The 20313-nt window shown below is 44.3% G+C and carries 30 protein-coding genes and 1 pseudogene; 9 read left to right on the top strand and 22 right to left on the bottom strand.

Annotation, left to right across the window (positions count from 1 at the left end):
• Positions 1 to 20: 20 nt before the first annotated feature.
• From lom to J5M58_RS22835, 5 genes and pseudogenes are all read left to right on the top strand, one after another.
• Positions 21 to 641 carry an outer membrane beta-barrel protein Lom gene (gene lom / locus J5M58_RS22850; protein WP_001246632.1) on the top strand — a complete coding sequence of 207 codons (621 nt, stop codon included), beginning with the start codon at positions 21 to 23 and terminating at the stop codon, positions 639 to 641.
• Positions 642 to 705: 64 nt separating this feature from the next.
• Positions 706 to 1095, top strand: a pseudogene (locus J5M58_RS28480) (prophage tail fiber N-terminal domain-containing protein); the annotation flags it as partial.
• Between the two features lie 648 nt (positions 1096 to 1743).
• Entirely contained in the window at positions 1744 to 1911 is a 168-nt protein-coding gene (locus tag J5M58_RS28475; RefSeq protein WP_080484622.1) for a phage tail protein, read from the top strand.
• Between the two features lie 173 nt (positions 1912 to 2084).
• On the top strand, positions 2085 to 3029 hold the full coding sequence (locus J5M58_RS22840; protein WP_015979257.1) for a phage tail protein: 945 nt from the start codon (positions 2085 to 2087) through the stop codon (positions 3027 to 3029).
• Positions 3029 to 3613 carry a tail fiber assembly protein gene (locus J5M58_RS22835; protein ID WP_015979258.1) on the top strand — a complete coding sequence of 195 codons (585 nt, stop codon included), beginning with the start codon at positions 3029 to 3031 and terminating at the stop codon, positions 3611 to 3613. The genes J5M58_RS22840 and J5M58_RS22835 overlap by 1 nt, the downstream gene beginning before the upstream one ends.
• Positions 3614 to 3741: 128 nt before the next feature.
• Here J5M58_RS22835 and J5M58_RS22830 read toward each other — a convergent pair whose 3' ends face one another.
• From J5M58_RS22830 to J5M58_RS22745, 18 genes are all read right to left on the bottom strand, one after another.
• A complete protein-coding gene (locus J5M58_RS22830; RefSeq protein WP_000162952.1) occupies positions 3742 to 4974 on the bottom strand; it encodes a hypothetical protein in 1233 nt (410 codons plus the stop codon).
• A 590-nt stretch (positions 4975 to 5564) separates the two neighbouring features.
• The gene (locus tag J5M58_RS22825) at positions 5565 to 6455 is read right to left on the bottom strand and encodes an HNH endonuclease (RefSeq protein ID WP_000735931.1); all 891 of its coding nucleotides are present in this window, start codon (positions 6453 to 6455) and stop codon (positions 5565 to 5567) included.
• Entirely contained in the window at positions 6452 to 8029 is a 1578-nt protein-coding gene (locus tag J5M58_RS22820; protein ID WP_015979259.1) for an AAA family ATPase, read from the bottom strand. Before J5M58_RS22820 ends, J5M58_RS22825 begins: the two co-directional genes overlap by 4 nt.
• A gap of 838 nt (positions 8030 to 8867) precedes the next feature.
• The gene (locus J5M58_RS22815) at positions 8868 to 9938 is read right to left on the bottom strand and encodes a tyrosine-type recombinase/integrase (protein WP_000533640.1); all 1071 of its coding nucleotides are present in this window, start codon (positions 9936 to 9938) and stop codon (positions 8868 to 8870) included.
• The gene (locus J5M58_RS22810) at positions 9916 to 10134 is read right to left on the bottom strand and encodes an excisionase (protein WP_002414258.1); all 219 of its coding nucleotides are present in this window, start codon (positions 10132 to 10134) and stop codon (positions 9916 to 9918) included. Before J5M58_RS22810 ends, J5M58_RS22815 begins: the two co-directional genes overlap by 23 nt.
• Before the next feature lie 39 nt (positions 10135 to 10173).
• Positions 10174 to 10341 carry a hypothetical protein gene (locus J5M58_RS22805; protein ID WP_000545733.1) on the bottom strand — a complete coding sequence of 56 codons (168 nt, stop codon included), beginning with the start codon at positions 10339 to 10341 and terminating at the stop codon, positions 10174 to 10176.
• Between the two features lie 88 nt (positions 10342 to 10429).
• Positions 10430 to 10711, bottom strand: coding sequence for a hypothetical protein (locus J5M58_RS22800; protein WP_000026224.1), 282 nt, complete (start codon positions 10709 to 10711; stop codon positions 10430 to 10432).
• A gap of 191 nt (positions 10712 to 10902) precedes the next feature.
• A complete protein-coding gene (locus J5M58_RS22795) occupies positions 10903 to 11451 on the bottom strand; it encodes an ead/Ea22-like family protein (RefSeq protein WP_001289873.1) in 549 nt (182 codons plus the stop codon).
• Complete coding sequence (locus J5M58_RS22790) at positions 11448 to 11669, bottom strand: TraR/DksA family transcriptional regulator (RefSeq protein ID WP_000763367.1); 222 nt, start codon at positions 11667 to 11669, stop codon at positions 11448 to 11450. Before J5M58_RS22790 ends, J5M58_RS22795 begins: the two co-directional genes overlap by 4 nt.
• A gap of 391 nt (positions 11670 to 12060) precedes the next feature.
• The gene (locus J5M58_RS22785) at positions 12061 to 12252 is read right to left on the bottom strand and encodes a DUF1382 family protein (RefSeq protein ID WP_015979260.1); all 192 of its coding nucleotides are present in this window, start codon (positions 12250 to 12252) and stop codon (positions 12061 to 12063) included.
• Entirely contained in the window at positions 12225 to 12413 is a 189-nt protein-coding gene (locus J5M58_RS22780; protein WP_001251812.1) for a DUF1317 domain-containing protein, read from the bottom strand. Before J5M58_RS22780 ends, J5M58_RS22785 begins: the two co-directional genes overlap by 28 nt.
• Entirely contained in the window at positions 12404 to 13084 is a 681-nt protein-coding gene (locus tag J5M58_RS22775) for a lambda exonuclease family protein (RefSeq protein WP_000186853.1), read from the bottom strand. Before J5M58_RS22775 ends, J5M58_RS22780 begins: the two co-directional genes overlap by 10 nt.
• On the bottom strand, positions 13081 to 13866 hold the full coding sequence (gene bet / locus J5M58_RS22770) for a phage recombination protein Bet (protein ID WP_000100844.1): 786 nt from the start codon (positions 13864 to 13866) through the stop codon (positions 13081 to 13083). The genes J5M58_RS22775 and bet overlap by 4 nt, the downstream gene beginning before the upstream one ends.
• A 5-nt stretch (positions 13867 to 13871) precedes the next feature.
• A complete protein-coding gene (locus tag J5M58_RS22765) occupies positions 13872 to 14168 on the bottom strand; it encodes a host-nuclease inhibitor Gam family protein (protein ID WP_000995451.1) in 297 nt (98 codons plus the stop codon).
• A gap of 74 nt (positions 14169 to 14242) precedes the next feature.
• The gene (kil, locus tag J5M58_RS22760) at positions 14243 to 14371 is read right to left on the bottom strand and encodes a host cell division inhibitory peptide Kil (RefSeq protein WP_001007579.1); all 129 of its coding nucleotides are present in this window, start codon (positions 14369 to 14371) and stop codon (positions 14243 to 14245) included.
• Positions 14355 to 14519, bottom strand: a complete 165-nt coding sequence (locus J5M58_RS22755) for a protease FtsH-inhibitory lysogeny factor CIII (RefSeq protein WP_001198861.1) — start codon at positions 14517 to 14519, stop codon at positions 14355 to 14357. The genes kil and J5M58_RS22755 overlap by 17 nt, the downstream gene beginning before the upstream one ends.
• 72 nt (positions 14520 to 14591) lie before the next feature.
• Positions 14592 to 14960, bottom strand: coding sequence for a DUF2528 family protein (locus J5M58_RS22750; RefSeq protein ID WP_000065374.1), 369 nt, complete (start codon positions 14958 to 14960; stop codon positions 14592 to 14594).
• A 182-nt stretch (positions 14961 to 15142) separates the two neighbouring features.
• Positions 15143 to 15343: an antirestriction Ral family protein gene (locus J5M58_RS22745; protein ID WP_000213975.1), complete on the bottom strand. Its 201-nt coding sequence runs from the start codon at positions 15341 to 15343 to the stop codon at positions 15143 to 15145.
• A gap of 266 nt (positions 15344 to 15609) precedes the next feature.
• Here J5M58_RS22745 and J5M58_RS22740 point away from each other — a divergent pair, with 266 nt between their 5' ends.
• Positions 15610 to 16092: a superinfection exclusion B family protein gene (locus J5M58_RS22740; RefSeq protein WP_000281856.1), complete on the top strand. Its 483-nt coding sequence runs from the start codon at positions 15610 to 15612 to the stop codon at positions 16090 to 16092.
• Here the strand turns inward: J5M58_RS22740 and J5M58_RS22735 are convergent, their stop codons facing one another.
• From J5M58_RS22735 to J5M58_RS22720, 4 genes are all read right to left on the bottom strand, one after another.
• Entirely contained in the window at positions 16093 to 16416 is a 324-nt protein-coding gene (locus J5M58_RS22735; protein WP_001564525.1) for an antitermination protein N, read from the bottom strand.
• A 464-nt stretch (positions 16417 to 16880) separates the two neighbouring features.
• Positions 16881 to 17315, bottom strand: coding sequence for a protein rexB (locus J5M58_RS22730; RefSeq protein WP_001245922.1), 435 nt, complete (start codon positions 17313 to 17315; stop codon positions 16881 to 16883).
• Between the two features lie 15 nt (positions 17316 to 17330).
• Positions 17331 to 18170, bottom strand: a complete 840-nt coding sequence (locus J5M58_RS22725) for a protein rexA (protein ID WP_000788349.1) — start codon at positions 18168 to 18170, stop codon at positions 17331 to 17333.
• Positions 18171 to 18282: 112 nt separating this feature from the next.
• Positions 18283 to 18996, bottom strand: a complete 714-nt coding sequence (locus J5M58_RS22720) for a LexA family transcriptional regulator (RefSeq protein ID WP_000104864.1) — start codon at positions 18994 to 18996, stop codon at positions 18283 to 18285.
• A 100-nt stretch (positions 18997 to 19096) separates the two neighbouring features.
• Between J5M58_RS22720 and J5M58_RS22715 the strand changes: the two genes are divergently transcribed.
• From J5M58_RS22715 to J5M58_RS22705, 3 genes are all read left to right on the top strand, one after another.
• Entirely contained in the window at positions 19097 to 19297 is a 201-nt protein-coding gene (locus J5M58_RS22715; protein ID WP_000437875.1) for a Cro/CI family transcriptional regulator, read from the top strand.
• A gap of 118 nt (positions 19298 to 19415) precedes the next feature.
• Positions 19416 to 19709: a lambda phage CII family protein gene (locus J5M58_RS22710; protein ID WP_000251069.1), complete on the top strand. Its 294-nt coding sequence runs from the start codon at positions 19416 to 19418 to the stop codon at positions 19707 to 19709.
• 32 nt (positions 19710 to 19741) lie between these two features.
• Positions 19742 to 20313, top strand: a 572-nt coding sequence (locus tag J5M58_RS22705) for a replication protein (protein ID WP_207879704.1), incomplete at its 3' end; no start/stop codon positions are given.

Here is a 20313-nt window from a genome sequence, read left to right as displayed (position 1 = left end):
AAAACAGTGAGAGGTGAACGATGCGTAATGTGTGTATTGCCGTTGCTGTCTTTGCCGCACTTGCGGTGACAGTCACTCCGGCCCGTGCGGAAGGTGGACATGGTACGTTTACGGTGGGCTATTTTCAAGTGAAACCGGGTACATTGCCGTCGTTGTCGGGCGGGGATACCGGTGTGAGTCATCTGAAAGGGATTAACGTGAAGTACCGTTATGAGCTGACGGACAGTGTGGGGGTGATGGCTTCCCTGGGGTTCGCCGCGTCGAAAAAGAGCAGCACAGTGATGACCGGGGAGGATACGTTTCACTATGAGAGCCTGCGTGGACGTTATGTGAGCGTGATGGCCGGACCGGTTTTACAAATCAGTAAGCAGGTCAGTGCGTACGCCATGGCCGGAGTGGCTCACAGTCGGTGGTCCGGCAGTACAATGGATTACCGTAAGACGGAAATCACTCCCGGGTATATGAAAGAGACGACCACTGCCAGGGACGAAAGTGCAATGCGGCATACCTCAGTGGCGTGGAGTGCAGGTATACAGATTAATCCGGCAGCGTCCGTCGTTGTTGATATTGCTTATGAAGGCTCCGGCAGTGGCGACTGGCGTACTGACGGATTCATCGTTGGGGTCGGTTATAAATTCTGATTAGCCAGGTAACACAGTGTTATGACAGCCCGCCGGAACCGGTGGGCTTTTTTGTGGGGTGAATATGGCAGTAAAGATTTCAGGAGTCCTGAAAGACGGCACAGGAAAACCGGTACAGAACTGCACCATTCAGCTGAAAGCCAGACGTAACAGCACCACGGTGGTGGTGAACACGGTGGGCTCAGAGAATCCGGATGAAGCCGGGCGTTACAGCATGGATGTGGAGTACGGTCAGTACAGTGTCATCCTGCAGGTTGACGGTTTTCCACCATCGCACGCCGGGACCATCACCGTGTATGAAGATTCACAACCGGGGACGCTGAATGATTTTCTCTGTGCCATGACGGAGGATGATGCCCGGCCGGAGGTGCTGCGTCGTCTTGAACTGATGGTGGAAGAGGTGGCGCGTAACGCGTCCGTGGTGGCACAGAGTACGGCAGACGCGAAGAAATCAGCCGGCGATGCCAGTGCATCAGCTGCTCAGGTCGCGGCCCTTGTGACTGATGCAACTGACTCAGCACGCGCCGCCAGCACGTCCGCCGGACAGGCTGCATCGTCAGCTCAGGAAGCGTCCTCCGGCGCAGAAGCGGCATCAGCAAAGGCCACTGAAGCGGAAAAAAGTGCCGCAGCCGCAGAGTCCTCAAAAAACGCGGCGGCCACCAGTGCCGGTGCGGCGAAAACGTCAGAAACGAATGCTGCAGCGTCACAACAATCAGCCGCCACGTCTGCCTCCACCGCGGCCACGAAAGCGTCAGAGGCCGCCACTTCAGCACGAGATGCGGTGGCCTCAAAAGAGGCAGCAAAATCATCAGAAACGAACGCATCATCAAGTGCCGGTCGTGCAGCTTCCTCGGCAACGGCGGCAGAAAATTCTGCCAGGGCGGCAAAAACGTCCGAGACGAATGCCAGGTCATCTGAAACAGCAGCGGAACGGAGCGCCTCTGCCGCGGCAGACGCAAAAACAGCGGCGGCGGGGAGTGCGTCAACGGCATCCACGAAGGCGACAGAGGCTGCGGGAAGTGCGGTATCAGCATCGCAGAGCAAAAGTGCGGCAGAAGCGGCGGCAATACGTGCAAAAAATTCGGCAAAACGTGCAGAAGATATAGCTTCAGCTGTCGCGCTTGAGGATGCGGACACAACGAGAAAGGGGATAGTGCAGCTCAGCAGTGCAACCAACAGCACGTCTGAAACGCTTGCTGCAACGCCAAAGGCGGTTAAGGTGGTAATGGATGAAACGAACAGAAAAGCCCACTGGACAGTCCGGCACTGACCGGAACGCCAACAGCACCAACCGCGCTCAGGGGAACAAACAATACCCAGATTGCGAACACCGCTTTTGTACTGGCCGCGATTGCAGATGTTATCGACGCGTCACCTGACGCACTGAATACGCTGAATGAACTGGCCGCAGCGCTCGGGAATGATCCAGATTTTGCTACCACCATGACTAACGCGCTTGCGGGTAAACAACCGAAGAATGCGACACTGACGGCGCTGGCAGGGCTTTCCACGGCGAAAAATAAATTACCGTATTTTGCGGAAAATGATGCCGCCAGCCTGACTGAACTGACTCAGGTTGGCAGGGATATTCTGGCAAAAAATTCCGTTGCAGATGTTCTTGAATACCTTGGGGCCGGTGAGAATTCGGCCTTTCCGGCAGGTGCGCCGATCCCGTGGCCATCAGATATCGTTCCGTCTGGCTACGTCCTGATGCAGGGGCAGGCGTTTGACAAATCAGCCTACCCAAAACTTGCTGTCGCGTATCCATCGGGTGTGCTTCCTGATATGCGAGGCTGGACAATCAAGGGGAAACCCGCCAGCGGTCGTGCTGTATTGTCTCAGGAACAGGATGGAATTAAGTCGCACACCCACAGTGCCAGTGCATCCGGTACGGATTTGGGGACGAAAACCACATCGTCGTTTGATTACGGGACGAAAACAACAGGCAGTTTCGATTACGGCACCAAATCGACGAATAACACGGGGGCTCATGCTCACAGTCTGAGCGGTTCAACAGGGGCCGCGGGTGCTCATGCCCACACAAGTGGTTTAAGGATGAACAGTTCTGGCTGGAGTCAGTATGGAACAGCAACCATTACAGGAAGTTTATCCACAGTTAAAGGAACCAGCACACAGGGTATTGCTTATTTATCGAAAACGGACAGTCAGGGCAGCCACAGTCACTCATTGTCCGGTACAGCCGTGAGTGCCGGTGCACATGCGCATACAGTTGGTATTGGTGCGCACCAGCATCCGGTTGTTATCGGTGCTCATGCCCATTCTTTCAGTATTGGTTCACACGGACACACCATCACCGTTAACGCTGCGGGTAACGCGGAAAACACCGTCAAAAACATTGCATTTAACTATATTGTGAGGCTTGCATAATGGCATTCAGAATGAGTGAACAACCACGGACCATAAAAATTTATAATCTGCTGGCCGGAACTAATGAATTTATTGGTGAAGGTGACGCATATATTCCGCCTCATACCGGTCTGCCTGCAAACAGTACCGATATTGCACCGCCAGATATTCCGGCTGGCTTTGTGGCTGTTTTCAACAGTGATGAGGCATCGTGGCATCTCGTTGAAGACCATCGGGGTAAAACCGTCTATGACGTGGCTTCCGGCGACGCGTTATTTATTTCTGAACTCGGTCCGTTACCGGAAAATTTTACCTGGTTATCGCCGGGAGGGGAATATCAGAAGTGGAACGGCACAGCCTGGGTGAAGGATACGGAAGCAGAAAAACTGTTCCGGATCCGGGAGGCGGAAGAAACAAAAAAAAGCCTGATGCAGGTAGCCAGTGAGCATATTGCGCCGCTTCAGGATGCTGCAGATCTGGAAATTGCAACGAAGGAAGAAACCTCGTTGCTGGAAGCCTGGAAGAAGTATCGGGTGTTGCTGAACCGTGTTGATACATCAACTGCACCTGATATTGAGTGGCCTGCTGTCCCTGTTATGGAGTAATCGTTTTGTGATATGCCGCAGAAACGTTGTATGAAATAACGTTCTGCGGTTAGTTAGTATATTGTAAAGCTGAGTATTGGTTTATTTGGCGATTATTATCTTCAGGAGAATAATGGAAGTTCTATGACTCAATTGTTCATAGTGTTTACATCACCGCCAATTGCTTTTAAGACTGAACGCATGAAATATGGTTTTTCGTCATGTTTTGAGTCTGCTGTTGATATTTCTAAAGTCGGTTTTTTTTCTTCGTTTTCTCTAACTATTTTCCATGAAATACATTTTTGATTATTATTTGAATCAATTCCAATTACCTGAAGTCTTTCATCTATAATTGGCATTGTATGTATTGGTTTATTGGAGTAGATGCTTGCTTTTCTGAGCCATAGCTCTGATATCCAAATGAAGCCATAGGCATTTGTTATTTTGGCTCTGTCAGCTGCATAACGCCAAAAAATATATTTATCTGCTTGATCTTCAAATGTTGTATTGATTAAATCAATTGGATGGAATTGTTTATCATAAAAAATTAATGTTTGAATGTGATAACCGTCCTTTAAAAAAGTCGTTTCTGCAAGCTTGGCTGTATAGTCAACTAACTCTTCTGTCGAAGTGATATTTTTAGGCTTATCTACCAGTTTTAGACGCTCTTTAATATCTTCAGGAATTATTTTATTGTCATATTGTATCATGCTAAATGACAATTTGCTTATGGAGTAATCTTTTAATTTTAAATAAGTTATTCTCCTGGCTTCATCAAATAAAGAGTCGAATGATGTTGGCGAAATCACATCGTCACCCATTGGATTGTTTATTTGTATGCCAAGAGAGTTACAGCAGTTATACATTCTGCCATAGATTATAGCTAAGGCATGTAATAATTCGTAATCTTTTAGCGTATTAGCGACCCATCGTCTTTCTGATTTAATAATAGATGATTCAGTTAAATATGAAGGTAATTTCTTTTGTGCAAGTCTGACTAACTTTTTTATACCAATGTTTAACATACTTTCATTTGTAATAAACTCAATGTCATTTTCTTCAATGTAAGATGAAATAAGAGTAGCCTTTGCCTCGCTATACATTTCTAAATCGCCTTGTTTTTCTATCGTATTGCGAGAATTTTTAGCCCAAGCCATTAATGGATCATTTTTCCATTTTTCAATAACATTATTGTTATACCAAATGTCATATCCTATAATCTGGTTTTTGTTTTTTTGAATAATAAATGTTACTGTTCTTGCGGTTTGGAGGAATTGATTCAAATTCAAGCGAAATAATTCAGGGTCAAAATATGTATCAATGCAGCATTTGAGCAAGTGCGATAAATCTTTAAGTCTTCTTTCCCATGGTTTTTTAGTCATAAAACTCTCCATTTTGATAGGTTGCATGCTAGATGCTGATATATTTTAGAGGTGATAAAATTAACTGCTTAACTGTCAATGTAATACAAGTTGTTTGATCTTTGCAATGATTCTTATCAGAAACCATATAGTAAATTAGTTACACAGGAAATTTTTAATATTATTATTATCATTCATTATGTATTAAAATTAGAGTTGTGGCTTGGCTCTGCTAACACGTTGCTCATAGGAGATATGGTAGAGCCGCAGACACGTCGTATGCAGGAACGTGCTGCGGCTGGCTGGTGAACTTCCGATAGTGCGGGTGTTGAATGATTTCCAGTTGCTACCGATTTTACATATTTTTTGCATGAGAGAATTTGTACCACCTCCCACCGACCATCTATGACTGTACGCCACTGTCCCTAGGACTGCTATGTGCCGGAGCGGACATTACAAACGTCCTTCTCGGTGCATGCCACTGTTGCCAATGACCTGCCTAGGAATTGGTTAGCAAGTTACTACCGGATTTTGTAAAAACAGCCCTCCTCATATAAAAAGTATTCGTTCACTTCCGATAAGCGTCGTAATTTTCTATCTTTCATCATATTCTAGATCCCTCTGAAAAAATCTTCCGAGTTTGCTAGGCACTGATACATAACTCTTTTCCAATAATTGGGGAAGTCATTCAAATCTATAATAGGTTTCAGATTTGCTTCAATAAATTCTGACTGTAGCTGCTGAAACGTTGCGGTTGAACTATATTTCCTTATAACTTTTACGAAAGAGTTTCTTTGAGTAATCACTTCACTCAAGTGCTTCCCTGCCTCCAAACGATACCTGTTAGCAATATTTAATAGCTTGAAATGATGAAGAGCTCTGTGTTTGTCTTCCTGCCTCCAGTTCGCCGGGCATTCAACATAAAAACTGATAGCACCCGGAGTTCCGGAAACGAAATTTGCATATACCCATTGCTCACGAAAAAAAATGTCCTTGTCGATATAGGGATGAATCGCTTGGTGTACCTCATCTACTGCGAAAACTTGACCTTTCTCTCCCATATTGCAGTCGCGGCACGATGGAACTAAATTAATAGGCATCACCGAAAATTCAGGATAATGTGCAATAGGAAGAAAATGATCTATATTTTTTGTCTGTCCTATATCACCACAAAATGGACATTTTTCACCTGATGAAACAAGCATGTCATCGTAATATGTTCTAGCGGGTTTGTTTTTATCTCGGAGATTATTTTCATAAAGCTTTTCTAATTTAACCTTTGTCAGGTTACCAACTACTAAGGTTGTAGGCTCAAGAGGGTGTGTCCTGTCGTAGGTAAATAACTGACCTGTCGAGCTTAATATTCTATATTGTTGTTCTTTCTGCAAAAAAGTGGGGAAGTGAGTAATGAAATTATTTCTAACATTTATCTGCATCATACCTTCCGAGCATTTATTAAGCATTTCGCTATAAGTTCTCGCTGGAAGAGGTAGTTTTTTCATTGTACTTTACCTTCATCTCTGTTCATTATCATCGCTTTTAAAACGGTTCGACCTTCTAATCCTATCTGACCATTATAATTTTTTAGAATGGTTTCATAAGAAAGCTCTGAATCAACGGACTGCGATAATAAGTGGTGGTATCCAGAATTTGTCACTTCAAGTAAAAACACCTCACGAGTTAAAACACCTAAGTTCTCACCGAATGTCTCAATATCCGGACGGATAATATTTATTGCTTCTCTTGACCGTAGGACTTTCCACATGCAGGATTTTGGAACCTCTTGCAGTACTACTGGGGAATGAGTTGCAATTATTGCTACACCATTGCGTGCATCGAGTAAGTCGCTTAATGTTCGTAAAAAAGCAGAGAGCAAAGGTGGATGCAGATGAACCTCTGGTTCATCGAATAAAACTAATGACTTTTCGCCAACGACATCTACTAATCTTGTGATAGTAAATAAAACAATTGCATGTCCAGAGCTCATTCGAAGCAGATATTTCTGGATATTGTCATAAAACAATTTAGTGAATTTATCATCGTCCACTTGAATCTGTGGTTCATTACGTCTTAACTCTTCATATTTAGAAATGAGGCTGATGAGTTCCATATTTGAAAAGTTTTCATCACTACTTAGTTTTTTGATAGCTTCAAGCCAGAGTTGTCTTTTTCTATCTACTCTCATACAACCAATAAATGCTGAAATGAATTCTAAGCGGAGATCGCCTAGTGATTTTAAACTATTGCTGGCAGCATTCTTGAGTCCAATATAAAAGTATTGTGTACCTTTTGCTGGGTCAGGTTGTTCTTTAGGAGGAGTAAAAGGATCAAATGCACTAAACGAAACTGAAACAAGCGATCGAAAATATCCCTTTGGGATTCTTGACTCGATAAGTCTATTATTTTCAGAGAAAAAATATTCATTGTTTTCTGGGTTGGTGATTGCACCAATCATTCCATTCAAAATTGTTGTTTTACCACACCCATTCCGCCCGATAAAAGCATGAATGTTCGTGCTGGGCATAGAATTAACCGTCACCTCAAAAGGTATAGTTAAATCACTGAATCCGGGAGCACTTTTTCTATTAAATGAAAAGTGGAAATCTGACAATTCTGGCAAACCATTTAACACACGTGCGAACTGTCCATGAATTTCTGAAAGAGTTACCCCTCTAAGTAATGAGGTGTTAAGGACGCTTTCATTTTCAATGTCGGCTAATCGATTTGGCCATACTACTAAATCCTGAATAGCTTTAAGAAGGTTATGTTTAAAACCATCGCTTAATTTGCTGAGATTAACATAGTAGTCAATGCTTTCACCTAAGGAAAAAAACATTTCAGGGAGTTGACTGAATTTTTTATCTATTAATGAATAAGTGCTTACTTCTTCTTTTTGACCTACAAAACCAATTTTAACATTTCCGATATCGCATTTTTCACCATGCTCATCAAAGACAGTAAGATAAAACATTGTAACAAAGGAATAGTCATTCCAACCATCTGCTCGTAGGAATGCCTTATTTTTTTCTACTGCAGGAATATACCCGCCTCTTTCAATAACACTAAACTCCAACATATAGTAACCCTTAATTTTATTAAAATAACCGCAATTTATTTGGCGGCAACACAGGATCTCTCTTTTAAGTTACTCTCTATTACATACGTTTTCCATCTAAAAATTAGTAGTATTGAACTTAACGGGGCATCGTATTGTAGTTTTCCATATTTAGCTTTCTGCTTCCTTTTGGATAACCCACTGTTATTCATGTTGCATGGTGCACTGTTTATACCAACGATATAGTCTATTAATGCATATATAGTATCGCCGAACGATTAGCTCTTCAGGCTTCTGAAGAAGCGTTTCAAGTACTAATAAGCCGATAGATAGCCACGGACTTCGTAGCCATTTTTCATAAGTGTTAACTTCCGCTCCTCGCTCATAACAGACATTCACTACAGTTATGGCGGAAAGGTATGCATGCTGGGTGTGGGGAAGTCGTGAAAGAAAAGAAGTCAGCTGCGTCGTTTGACATCACTGCTATCTTCTTACTGGTTATGCAGGTCGTAGTGGGTGGCACACAAAGCTTTGCACTGGATTGCGAGGCTTTGTGCTTCTCTGGAGTGCGACAGGTTTGATGACAAAAAATTAGCGCAAGAAGACAAAAATCACCTTGCGCTAATGCTCTGTTACAGGTCACTAATACCATCTAAGTAGTTGATTCATAGTGACTGCATATGTTGTGTTTTACAGTATTATGTAGTCTGTTTTTTATGCAAAATCTAATTTAATATATTGATATTTATATCATTTTACGTTTCTCGTTCAGCTTTTTTATACTAAGTTGGCATTATAAAAAAGCATTGCTTATCAATTTGTTGCAACGAACAGGTCACTATCAGTCAAAATAAAATCATTATTTGATTTCAATTTTGTCCCACTCCCTGCCTCTGTCATCACGATACTGTGATGCCATGGTGTCCGACTTATGCCCGAGAAGATGTTGAGCAAACTTATCGCTTATCTGCTTCTCATAGAGTCTTGCAGACAAACTGCGCAACTCGTGAAAGGTAGGCGGATCCCCTTCGAAGGAAAGACCTGATGCTTTTCGTGCGCGCATAAAATACCTTGATACTGTGCCGGATGAAAGCGGTTCGCGACGAGTAGATGCAATTATGGTTTCTCCGCCAAGAATCTCTTTGCATTTATCAAGTGTTTCCTTCATTGATATTCCGAGAGCATCAATATGCAATGCTGTTGGGATGGCAATTTTTACGCCTGTTTTGCTTTGCTCGACATAAAGATATCCATCTACGATATCAGACCACTTCATTTCGCATAAATCACCAACTCGTTGCCCGGTAACAACAGCCAGTTCCATTGCAAGTCTGAGCCAACATGGTGATGATTCTGCTGCTTGATAAATTTTCAGGTATTCGTCAGCCGTAAGTCTTGATCTCCTTACCTCTGATTTTGCTGCGCGAGTGGCAGCGACATGGTTTGTTGTTATATGGCCTTCAGCTATTGCCTCTCGGAATGCATCGCTCAGTGTTGATCTGATTAACTTGGCTGACGCCGCCTTGCCCTCGTCTATGTATCCATTGAGCATTGCCGCAATTTCTTTTGTGGTGATGTCTTCAAGTGGAGCATCAGGCAGACCCCTCCTTATTGCTTTAATTTTGCTCATGTAATTTATGAGTGTCTTCTGCTTGATTCCTCTGCTGGCCAGGATTTTTTCGTAGCGATCAAGCCATGAATGTAACGTAACGGAATTATCACTGTTGATTCTCGCTGTCAGAGGCTTGTGTTTGTGTCCTGAAAATAACTCAATGTTGGCCTGTATAGCTTCAGTGATTGCGATTCGCCTGTCTCTGCCTAATCCAAACTCTTTACCCGTCCTTGGGTCCCTGTAGCAGTAATATCCATTGTTTCTTATATAAAGGTTAGGGGGTAAATCCCGGCGCTCATGACTTCGCCTTCTTCCCATTTCTGATCCTCTTCAAAAGGCCACCTGTTACTGGTCGATTTAAGTCAACCTTTACCGCTGATTCGTGGAACAGATACTCTCTTCCATCCTTAACCGGAGGTGGGAATATCCTGCATTCCCGAACCCATCGACGAACTGTTTCAAGGCTTCTTGGACGTCGCTGGCGTGCGTTCCACTCCTGAAGTGTCAAGTACATCGCAAAGTCTCCGCAATTACACGCAAGAAAAAACCGCCATCAGGCGGCTTGGTGTTCTTTCAGTTCTTCAATTCGAATATTGGTTACGTCTGCATGTGCTATCTGCGCCCATATCATCCAGTGGTCGTAGCAGTCGTTGATGTTCTCCGCTTCGATAACTCTGTTGAATGGCTCTCCATTCCATTCTCCTGTGACTCGGAAGTGCATTTATCATCTCCATAAAACAAAACCCGCCGTAGCGAGTTCAGATAAAATAAATCCCCGCGAGTGCGAGGATTGTTATGTAATATTGGGTTTAATCATCTATATGTTTTGTACAGAGAGGGCAAGTATCGTTTCCACCGTACTCGTGATAATAATTTTGCACGGTATCAGTCATTTCTCGCACATTGCAGAATGGGGATTTGTCTTCATTAGACTTATAAACCTTCATGGAATATTTGTATGCCGACTCTATATCTATACCTTCATCTACATAAACACCTTCGTGATGTCTGCATGGAGACAAGACACCGGATCTGCACAACATTGATAACGCCCAATCTTTTTGCTCAGACTCTAACTCATTGATACTCATTTATAAACTCCTTGCAATGTATGTCGTTTCAGCTAAACGGTATCAGCAATGTTTATGTAAAGAAACAGTAAGATAATACTCAACCCGATGTTTGAGTACGGTCATCATCTGACACTACAGACTCTGGCATCGCTGTGAAGACGACGCGAAATTCAGCATTTTCACAAGCGTTATCTTTTACAAAACCGATCTCACTCTCCTTTGATGCGAATGCCAGCGTCAGACATCATATGCAGATACTCACCTGCATCCTGAACCCATTGACCTCCAACCCCGTAATAGCGATGCGTAATGATGTCGATAGTTACTAACGGGTCTTGTTCGATTAACTGCCGCAGAAACTCTTCCAGGTCACCAGTGCAGTGCTTGATAACAGGAGTCTTCCCAGGATGGCGAACAACAAGAAACTGGTTTCCGTCTTCACGGACTTCGTTGCTTTCCAGTTTAGCAATACGCTTACTCCCATCCGAGATAACACCTTCGTAATACTCACGCTGCTCGTTGAGTTTTGATTTTGCTGTTTCAAGCTCAACACGCAGTTTCCCTACTGTTAGCGCAATATCCTCGTTCTCCTGGTCGCGGCGTTTGATGTATTGCTGGTTTCTTTCCCGTTCATCCAGCAGTTCCAGCACAATCGATGGTGTTACCAATTCATGGAAAAGGTCTGCGTCAAATCCCCAGTCGTCATGCATTGCCTGCTCTGCCGCTTCACGCAGTGCCTGAGAGTTAATTTCGCTCACTTCGAACCTCTCTGTTTACTGATAAGTTCCAGATCCTCCTGGCAACTTGCACAAGTCCGACAACCCTGAACGACCAGGCGTCTTCGTTCATCTATCGGATCGCCACACTCACAACAATGAGTGGCAGATATAGCCTGGTGGTTCAGGCGGCGCATTTTTATTGCTGTGTTGCGCTGTAATTCTTCTATTTCTGATGCTGAATCAATGATGTCTGCCATCTTTCATTAATCCCTGAACTGTTGGTTAATACGCTTGAGGGTGAATGCGAATAATAAAAAAGGAGCCTGTAGCTCCCTGATGATTTTGCTTTTCATGTTCATCGTTCCTTAAAGACGCCGTTTAACATGCCGATTGCCAGGCTTAAATGAGTCGGTGTGAATCCCATCAGCGTTACCGTTTCGCGGTGCTTCTTCAGTACGCTACGGCAAATGTCATCGACGTTTTTATCCGGAAACTGCTGTCTGGCTTTTTTTGATTTCAGAATTAGCCTGACGGGCAATGCTGCGAAGGGCGTTTTCCTGCTGAGGTGTCATTGAACAAGTCCCATGTCGGCAAGCATAAGCACACAGAATATGAAGCCCGCTGCCAGAAAAATGCATTCCGTGGTTGTCATACCTGGTTTCTCTCATCTGCTTCTGCTTTCGCCACCATCATTTCCAGCTTTTGTGAAAGGGATGCGGCTAACGTATGAAATTCTTCGTCTGTTTCTACTGGTATTGGCACAAACCTGATTCCAATTTGAGCAAGGCTATGTGCCATCTCGATACTCGTTCTTAACTCAACAGAAGATGCTTTGTGCATACAGCCCCTCGTTTATTATTTATCTCCTCAGCCAGCCGCTGTGCTTTCAGTGGATTTCGGATAACAGAAAGGCCGGGAAATACCCAGCCTCGCTTTGTAACGGAGTAGACGAAAGTGATTGCGCCTACCCGGATATTATCGTGAGGATGCGTCATCGCCATTGCTCCCCAAATACAAAACCAATTTCAGCCAGTGCCTCGTCCATTTTTTCGATGAACTCCGGCACGATCTCGTCAAAACTCGCCATGTACTTTTCATCCCGCTCAATCACGACATAATGCAGGCCTTCACGCTTCATACGCGGGTCATAGTTGGCAAAGTACCAGGCATTTTTTCGCGTCACCCACATGCTGTACTGCACCTGGGCCATGTAAGCTGACTTTATGGCCTCGAAACCACCGAGCCGGAACTTCATGAAATCCCGGGAGGTAAACGGGCATTTCAGTTCAAGGCCGTTGCCGTCACTGCATAAACCATCGGGAGAGCAGGCGGTACGCATACTTTCGTCGCGATAGATGATCGGGGATTCAGTAACATTCACGCCGGAAGTGAATTCAAACAGGGTTCTGGCGTCGTTCTCGTACTGTTTTCCCCAGGCCAGTGCTTTAGCGTTAACTTCCGGAGCCACACCGGTGCAAACCTCAGCAAGCAGGGTGTGGAAGTAGGACATTTTCATGTCAGGCCACTTCTTTCCGGAGCGGGGTTTTGCTATCACGTTGTGAACTTCTGAAGCGGTGATGACGCCGAGCCGTAATTTGTGCCACGCATCATCCCCCTGTTCGACAGCTCTCACATCGATCCCGGTACGCTGCAGGATAATGTCCGGTGTCATGCTGCCACCTTCTGCTCTGCGGCTTTCTGTTTCAGGAATCCAAGAGCTTTTACTGCTTCGGCCTGTGTCAGTTCTGACGATGCACGAATGTCGCGGCGAAATATCTGGGAACAGAGCGGCAATAAGTCGTCATCCCATGTTTTATCCAGGGCGATCAGCAGAGTGTTAATCTCCTGCATGGTTTCATCGTTAACCGGAGTGATGTCGCGTTCCGGCTGACGTTCTGCAGTGTATGCAGTATTTTCGACAATGCGCTCGGCTTCATCCTTGTCATAGATACCAGCAAATCCGAAGGCCAGACGGGCACACTGAATCATGGCTTTATGACGTAACATCCGTTTGGGATGCGACTGCCACGGCCCCGTGATTTCTCTGCCTTCGCGAGTTTTGAATGGTTCGCGGCGGCATTCATCCATCCATTCGGTAACGCAGATCGGATGATTACGGTCCTTGCGGTAAATCCGGCATGTACAGGATTCATTGTCCTGCTCAAAGTCCATGCCATCAAACTGCTGGTTTTCATTGATGATGCGGGACCAGCCATCAACGCCCACCACCGGAACGATGCCATTCTGCTTATCAGGAAAGGCGTAAATTTCTTTCGTCCACGGATTAAGGCCGTACTGGTTGGCAACGATCAGTAATGCGATGAACTGCGCATCGCTGGCATCACCTTTAAATGCCGTCTGGCGAAGAGTGGTGATCAGTTCCTGTGGGTCGACAGAATCCATGCCGACACGTTCAGCCAGCTTCCCAGCCAGCGTTGCGAGTGCAGTACTCATTCGTTTTATACCTCTGAATCAATATCAACCTGGTGGTGAGCAATGGTTTCAACCATGTACCGGATGTGTTCTGCCATGCGCTCCTGAAACTCAACATCGTCATCAAACGCACGGGTAATGGATTTTTTGCTGGCCCCGTGGCGTTGCAAATGATCGATGCATAGCGATTCAAACAGGTGCTGGGGCAGGCCTTTTTCCATGTCGTCTGCCAGTTCTGCCTCTTTCTCTTCACGGGCGAGCTGCTGGTAGTGACGCGCCCAGCTCTGAGCCTCAAGACGATCCTGAATGTAATAAGCGTTCATGGCTGAACTCCTGAAATAGCTGTGAAAATATCGCCCGCGAAATGCCGGGCTGATTAGGAAAACAGGAAAGGGGGTTAGTGAATGCTTTTGCTTGATCTCAGTTTCAGTATTAATATCCATTTTTTATAAGCGTCGACGGCTTCACGAAACATCTTTTCATCGCCAATAAAAGTGGCGATAGTGAATTTAGTCTGGATAGCCATAAGTGTTTGATCCATTCTTTGGGACTCCTGGCTGATTAAGTATGTCGATAAGGCGTTTCCATCCGTCACGTAATTTACGGGTGATTCGTTCAAGTAAAGATTCGGAAGGGCAGCCAGCAACAGGCCACCCTGCAATGGCATATTGCATGGTGTGCTCCTTATTTATACATAACGAAAAACGCCTCGAGTGAAGCGTTATTGGTATGCGGTAAAACCGCACTCAGGCGGCCTTGATAGTCATATCATCTGAATCAAATATTCCTGATGTATCGATATCGGTAATTCTTATTCCTTCGCTACCATCCATTGGAGGCCATCCTTCCTGACCATTTCCATCATTCCAGTCGAACTCACACACAACACCATATGCATTTAAGTCGCTTGAAATTGCTATAAGCAGAGCATGTTGCGCCAGCATGATTAATACAGCATTTAATACAGAGCCGTGTTTATTGAGTCGGTATTCAGAGTCTGACCAGAAATTATTAATCTGGTGAAGTTTTTCCTCTGTCATTACGTCATGGTCGATTTCAATTTCTATTGATGCTTTCCAGTCGTAATCAATGATGTATTTTTTGATGTTTGACATCTGTTCATATCCTCACAGATAAAAAATCGCCCTCACACTGGAGGGCAAAGAAGATTTCCAATAATCAGAACAAGTCGGCTCCTGTTTAGTTACGAGCGACATTGCTCCGTGTATTCACTCGTTGGAATGAATACACAGTGCAGTGTTTATTCTGTTATTTATGCCAAAAATAAAGGCCACTATCAGGCAGCTTTGTTGTTCTGTTTACCAAGTTCTCTGGCAATCATTGCCGTCGTTCGTATTGCCCATTTATCGACATATTTCCCATCTTCCATTACAGGAAACATTTCTTCAGGCTTAACCATGCATTCCGATTGCAGCTTGCATCCATTGCATCGCTTGAATTGTCCACACCATTGATTTTTATCAATAGTCGTAGTCATACGGATAGTCCTGGTATTGTTCCATCACATCCTGAGGATGCTCTTCGAACTCTTCAAATTCTTCTTCCATATATCACCTTAAATAGTGGATTGCGGTAGTAAAGATTGTGCCTGTCTTTTAACCACATCAGGCTCGGTGGTTCTCGTGTACCCCTACAGCGAGAAATCGGATAAACTATTACAACCCCTACAGTTTGATGAGTATAGAAATGGATCCACTCGTTATTCTCGGACGAGTGTTCAGTAATGAACCTCTGGAGAGAACCATGTATATGATCGTTATCTGGGTTGGACTTCTGCTTTTAAGCCCAGATAACTGGCCTGAATATGTTAATGAGAGAATCGGTATTCCTCATGTGTGGCATGTTTTCGTCTTTGCTCTTGCATTTTCGCTAGCAATTAATGTGCATCGATTATCAGCTATTGCCAGCGCCAGATATAAGCGATTTAAGCTAAGAAAACGCATTAAGATGCAAAACGATAAAGTGCGATCAGTAATTCAAAACCTTACAGAAGAGCAATCTATGGTTTTGTGCGCAGCCCTTAATGAAGGCAGGAAGTATGTGGTTACATCAAAACAATTCCCATACATTAGTGAGTTGATTGAGCTTGGTGTGTTGAACAAAACTTTTTCCCGATGGAATGGAAAGCATATATTATTCCCTATTGAGGATATTTACTGGACTGAATTAGTTGCCAGCTATGATCCATATAATATTGAGATAAAGCCAAGGCCAATATCTAAGTAACTAGATAAGAGGAATCGATTTTCCCTTAATTTTCTGGCGTCCACTGCATGTTATGCCGCGTTCGCCAGGCTTGCTGTACCATGTGCGCTGATTCTTGCGCTCAATACGTTGCAGGTTGCTTTCAATCTGTTTGTGGTATTCAGCCAGCACTGTAAGGTCTATCGGATTTAGTGCGCTTTCTACTCGTGATTTCGGTTTGCGATTCAGCGAGAGAATAGGGCGGTTAACTGGTTTTGCGCTTACCCCAACCAACAGGGGATTTGCTGCTTTCCATTGAGCCTGTTTCTCTGCGCGACGTTCGCGGCGGCGTGTTTGTGCATCCATCTGGATTCTCCTGTCAGTTAGCTTTGGTGGTGTGTGGCAGTTGTAGTCCTGAACGAAAACCCCCCGCGATTGGCACATTGGCAGCTAATCCGGAATCGCACTTACGGCCAATGCTTCGTTTCGTATCACACACCCCAAAGCCTTCTGCTTTGAATGCTGCCCTTCTTCAGGGCTTAATTTTTAAGAGCGTCACCTTCATGGTGGTCAGTGCGTCCTGCTGATGTGCTCAGTATCACCGCCAGTGGTATTTATGTCAACACCGCCAGAGATAATTTATCACCGCAGATGGTTATCTGTATGTTTTTTATATGAATTTATTTTTTGCAGGGGGGCATTGTTTGGTAGGTGAGAGATCTGAATTGCTATGTTTAGTGAGTTGTATCTATTTATTTTTCAATAAATACAATTGGTTATGTGTTTTGGGGGCGATCGTGAGGCAAAGAAAACCCGGCGCTGAGGCCGGGTTATTCTTGTTCTCTGGTCAAATTATATAGTTGGAAAACAAGGATGCATATATGAATGAACGATGCAGAGGCAATGCCGATGGCGATAGTGGGTATCATGTAGCCGCTTATGCTGGAAAGAAGCAATAACCCGCAGAAAAACAAAGCTCCAAGCTCAACAAAACTAAGGGCATAGACAATAACTACCGATGTCATATACCCATACTCTCTAATCTTGGCCAGTCGGCGCGTTCTGCTTCCGATTAGAAACGTCAAGGCAGCAATCAGGATTGCAATCATGGTTCCTGCATATGATGACAATGTCGCCCCAAGACCATCTCTATGAGCTGAAAAAGAAACACCAGGAATGTAGTGGCGGAAAAGGAGATAGCAAATGCTTACGATAACGTAAGGAATTATTACTATGTAAACACCAGGCATGATTCTGTTCCGCATAATTACTCCTGATAATTAATCCTTAACTTTGCCCACCTGCCTTTTAAAACATTCCAGTATATCACTTTTCATTCTTGCGTAGCAATATGCCATCTCTTCAGCTATCTCAGCATTGGTGACCTTGTTCAGAGGCGCTGAGAGATGGCCTTTTTCTGATAGATAATGTTCTGTTAAAATATCTCCGGCCTCATCTTTTGCCCGCAGGCTAATGTCTGAAAATTGAGGTGACGGGTTAAAAATAATATCCTTGGCAACCTTTTTTATATCCCTTTTAAATTTTGGCTTAATGACTATATCCAATGAGTCAAAAAGCTCCCCTTCAATATCTGTTGCCCCTAAGACCTTTAATATATCGCCAAATACAGGTAGCTTGGCTTCTACCTTCACCGTTGTTCGGCCGATGAAATGCATATGCATAACATCGTCTTTGGTGGTTCCCCTCATCAGTGGCTCTATCTGAACGCGCTCTCCACTGCTTAATGACATTCCTTTCCCGATTAAAAAATCTGTCAGATCGGATGTGGTCGGCCCGAAAACAGTTCTGGCAAAACCAATGGTGTCGCCTTCAACAAACAAAAAAGATGGGAATCCCAATGATTCGTCATCTGCGAGGCTGTTCTTAATATCTTCAACTGAAGCTTTAGAGCGATTTATCTTCTGAACCAGACTCTTGTCATTTGTTTTGGTAAAGAGAAAAGTTTTTCCATCGATTTTATGAATATACAAATAATTGGAGCCAACCTGCAGGTGATGATTATCAGCCAGCAGAGAATTAAGGAAAACAGACAGGTTTATTGAGCGCTTATCTTTCCCTTTATTTTTGCTGCGGTAAGTCGCATAAAAACCATTCTTCATAATTCAATCCATTTACTATGTTATGTTCTGAGGGGAGTGAAAATTCCCCTAATTCGATGAAGATTCTTGCTCAATTGTTATCAGCTATGCGCCGACCAGAACACCTTGCCGATCAGCCAAACGTCTCTTCAGGCCACTGACTAGCGATAACTTTCCCCACAACGGAACAACTCTCATTGCATGGGATCATTGGGTACTGTGGGTTTAGTGGTTGTAAAAACACCTGACCGCTATCCCTGATCAGTTTCTTGAAGGTAAACTCATCACCCCCAAGTCTGGCTATGCAGAAATCACCTGGCTCAACAGCCTGCTCAGGGTCAACGAGAATTAACATTCCGTCAGGAAAGCTTGGCTTGGAGCCTGTTGGTGCGGTCATGGAATTACCTTCAACCTCAAGCCAGAATGCAGAATCACTGGCTTTTTTGGTTGTGCTTACCCATCTCTCCGCATCACCTTTGGTAAAGGTTCTAAGCTTAGGTGAGAACATCCCTGCCTGAACATGAGAAAAAACAGGGTACTCATACTCACTTCTAAGTGACGGCTGCATACTAACCGCTTCATACATCTCGTAGATTTCTCTGGCGATTGAAGGGCTAAATTCTTCAACGCTAACTTTGAGAATTTTTGTAAGCAATGCGGCGTTATAAGCATTTAATGCATTGATGCCATTAAATAAAGCACCAACGCCTGACTGCCCCATCCCCATCTTGTCTGCGACAGATTCCTGGGATAAGCCAAGTTCATTTTTCTTTTTTTCATAAATTGCTTTAAGGCGACGTGCGTCCTCAAGCTGCTCTTGTGTTAATGGTTTCTTTTTTGTGCTCATACGTTAAATCTATCACCGCAAGGGATAAATATCTAACACCGTGCGTGTTGACTATTTTACCTCTGGCGGTGATAATGGTTGCATGTACTAAGGAGGTTGTATGGAACAACGCATAACCCTGAAAGATTATGCAATGCGCTTTGGGCAAACCAAGACAGCTAAAGATCTCGGCGTATATCAAAGCGCGATCAACAAGGCCATTCATGCAGGCCGAAAGATTTTTTTAACTATAAACGCTGATGGAAGCGTTTATGCGGAAGAGGTAAAGCCCTTCCCGAGTAACAAAAAAACAACAGCATAAATAACCCCGCTCTTACACATTCCAGCCCTGAAAAAGGGCATCAAATTAAACCACACCTATGGTGTATGCATTTATTTGCATACATTCAATCAATTGTTATCTAAGGAAATACTTACATATGGTTCGTGCAAACAAACGCAACGAGGCTCTACGAATCGAGAGTGCGTTGCTTAACAAAATCGCAATGCTTGGAACTGAGAAGACAGCGGAAGCTGTGGGCGTTGATAAGTCGCAGATCAGCAGGTGGAAGAGGGACTGGATTCCAAAGTTCTCAATGCTGCTTGCTGTTCTTGAATGGGGGGTCGTTGACGACGACATGGCTCGATTGGCGCGACAAGTTGCTGCGATTCTCACCAATAAAAAACGCCCGGCGGCAACCGAGCGTTCTGAACAAATCCAGATGGAGTTCTGAGGTCATTACTGGATCTATCAACAGGAGTCATTATGACAAATACAGCAAAAATACTCAACTTCGGCAGAGGTAACTTTGCCGGACAGGAGCGTAATGTGGCAGATCTCGATGATGGTTACGCCAGACTATCAAATATGCTGCTTGAGGCTTATTCGGGCGCAGATCTGACCAAGCGACAGTTTAAAGTGCTGCTTGCCATTCTGCGTAAAACCTATGGGTGGAATAAACCAATGGACAGAATCACCGATTCTCAACTTAGCGAGATTACAAAGTTACCTGTCAAACGGTGCAATGAAGCCAAGTTAGAACTCGTCAGAATGAATATTATCAAGCAGCAAGGCGGCATGTTTGGACCAAATAAAAACATCTCAGAATGGTGCATCCCTCAAAACGAGGGAAAATCCCCTAAAACGAGGGATAAAACATCCCTCAAATTGGGGGATTGCTATCCCTCAAAACAGGGGGACACAAAAGACACTATTACAAAAGAAAAAAGAAAAGATTATTCGTCAGAGAATTCTGGCGAATCCTCTGACCAGCCAGAAAACGACCTTTCTGTGGTGAAACCGGATGCTGCAATTCAGAGCGGCAGCAAGTGGGGGAC

The sequence above is a fragment of the Pseudomonas sp. 32_A genome, assembly GCF_017490905.1.
Lineage (GTDB): Bacteria > Pseudomonadota > Gammaproteobacteria > Pseudomonadales > Pseudomonadaceae > Aquipseudomonas > Aquipseudomonas inefficax.
Note: the sequence above shows the minus strand (reverse complement) of the source record. Positions and strands in the feature narration are given on the sequence as shown.

Coding starts and splice junctions, on each gene's coding strand:
- lom (WP_001246632.1), top strand. CDS start 21: ATGCGTAATGTGTGTATTGCCGTTGCTGTCTTTGCCGCACTTGCGGTG.
- J5M58_RS22840 (WP_015979257.1), top strand. CDS start 2,085: ATGACTAACGCGCTTGCGGGTAAACAACCGAAGAATGCGACACTGACG.
- J5M58_RS22835 (WP_015979258.1), top strand. CDS start 3,029: ATGGCATTCAGAATGAGTGAACAACCACGGACCATAAAAATTTATAAT.
- J5M58_RS22830 (WP_000162952.1), bottom strand. CDS start 4,974: ATGACTAAAAAACCATGGGAAAGAAGACTTAAAGATTTATCGCACTTG.
- J5M58_RS22825 (WP_000735931.1), bottom strand. CDS start 6,455: ATGAAAAAACTACCTCTTCCAGCGAGAACTTATAGCGAAATGCTTAAT.
- J5M58_RS22820 (WP_015979259.1), bottom strand. CDS start 8,029: ATGTTGGAGTTTAGTGTTATTGAAAGAGGCGGGTATATTCCTGCAGTA.
- J5M58_RS22815 (WP_000533640.1), bottom strand. CDS start 9,938: ATGGGAAGAAGGCGAAGTCATGAGCGCCGGGATTTACCCCCTAACCTT.
- J5M58_RS22810 (WP_002414258.1), bottom strand. CDS start 10,134: ATGTACTTGACACTTCAGGAGTGGAACGCACGCCAGCGACGTCCAAGA.
- J5M58_RS22805 (WP_000545733.1), bottom strand. CDS start 10,341: ATGCACTTCCGAGTCACAGGAGAATGGAATGGAGAGCCATTCAACAGA.
- J5M58_RS22800 (WP_000026224.1), bottom strand. CDS start 10,711: ATGAGTATCAATGAGTTAGAGTCTGAGCAAAAAGATTGGGCGTTATCA.
- J5M58_RS22790 (WP_000763367.1), bottom strand. CDS start 11,669: ATGGCAGACATCATTGATTCAGCATCAGAAATAGAAGAATTACAGCGC.
- J5M58_RS22785 (WP_015979260.1), bottom strand. CDS start 12,252: ATGCACAAAGCATCTTCTGTTGAGTTAAGAACGAGTATCGAGATGGCA.
- J5M58_RS22780 (WP_001251812.1), bottom strand. CDS start 12,413: ATGGCGATGACGCATCCTCACGATAATATCCGGGTAGGCGCAATCACT.
- J5M58_RS22775 (WP_000186853.1), bottom strand. CDS start 13,084: ATGACACCGGACATTATCCTGCAGCGTACCGGGATCGATGTGAGAGCT.
- bet (WP_000100844.1), bottom strand. CDS start 13,866: ATGAGTACTGCACTCGCAACGCTGGCTGGGAAGCTGGCTGAACGTGTC.
- J5M58_RS22765 (WP_000995451.1), bottom strand. CDS start 14,168: ATGAACGCTTATTACATTCAGGATCGTCTTGAGGCTCAGAGCTGGGCG.
- kil (WP_001007579.1), bottom strand. CDS start 14,371: ATGGCTATCCAGACTAAATTCACTATCGCCACTTTTATTGGCGATGAA.
- J5M58_RS22755 (WP_001198861.1), bottom strand. CDS start 14,519: ATGCAATATGCCATTGCAGGGTGGCCTGTTGCTGGCTGCCCTTCCGAA.
- J5M58_RS22750 (WP_000065374.1), bottom strand. CDS start 14,960: ATGTCAAACATCAAAAAATACATCATTGATTACGACTGGAAAGCATCA.
- J5M58_RS22745 (WP_000213975.1), bottom strand. CDS start 15,343: ATGACTACGACTATTGATAAAAATCAATGGTGTGGACAATTCAAGCGA.
- J5M58_RS22740 (WP_000281856.1), top strand. CDS start 15,610: ATGTATATGATCGTTATCTGGGTTGGACTTCTGCTTTTAAGCCCAGAT.
- J5M58_RS22735 (WP_001564525.1), bottom strand. CDS start 16,416: ATGGATGCACAAACACGCCGCCGCGAACGTCGCGCAGAGAAACAGGCT.
- J5M58_RS22730 (WP_001245922.1), bottom strand. CDS start 17,315: ATGCGGAACAGAATCATGCCTGGTGTTTACATAGTAATAATTCCTTAC.
- J5M58_RS22725 (WP_000788349.1), bottom strand. CDS start 18,170: ATGAAGAATGGTTTTTATGCGACTTACCGCAGCAAAAATAAAGGGAAA.
- J5M58_RS22720 (WP_000104864.1), bottom strand. CDS start 18,996: ATGAGCACAAAAAAGAAACCATTAACACAAGAGCAGCTTGAGGACGCA.
- J5M58_RS22715 (WP_000437875.1), top strand. CDS start 19,097: ATGGAACAACGCATAACCCTGAAAGATTATGCAATGCGCTTTGGGCAA.
- J5M58_RS22710 (WP_000251069.1), top strand. CDS start 19,416: ATGGTTCGTGCAAACAAACGCAACGAGGCTCTACGAATCGAGAGTGCG.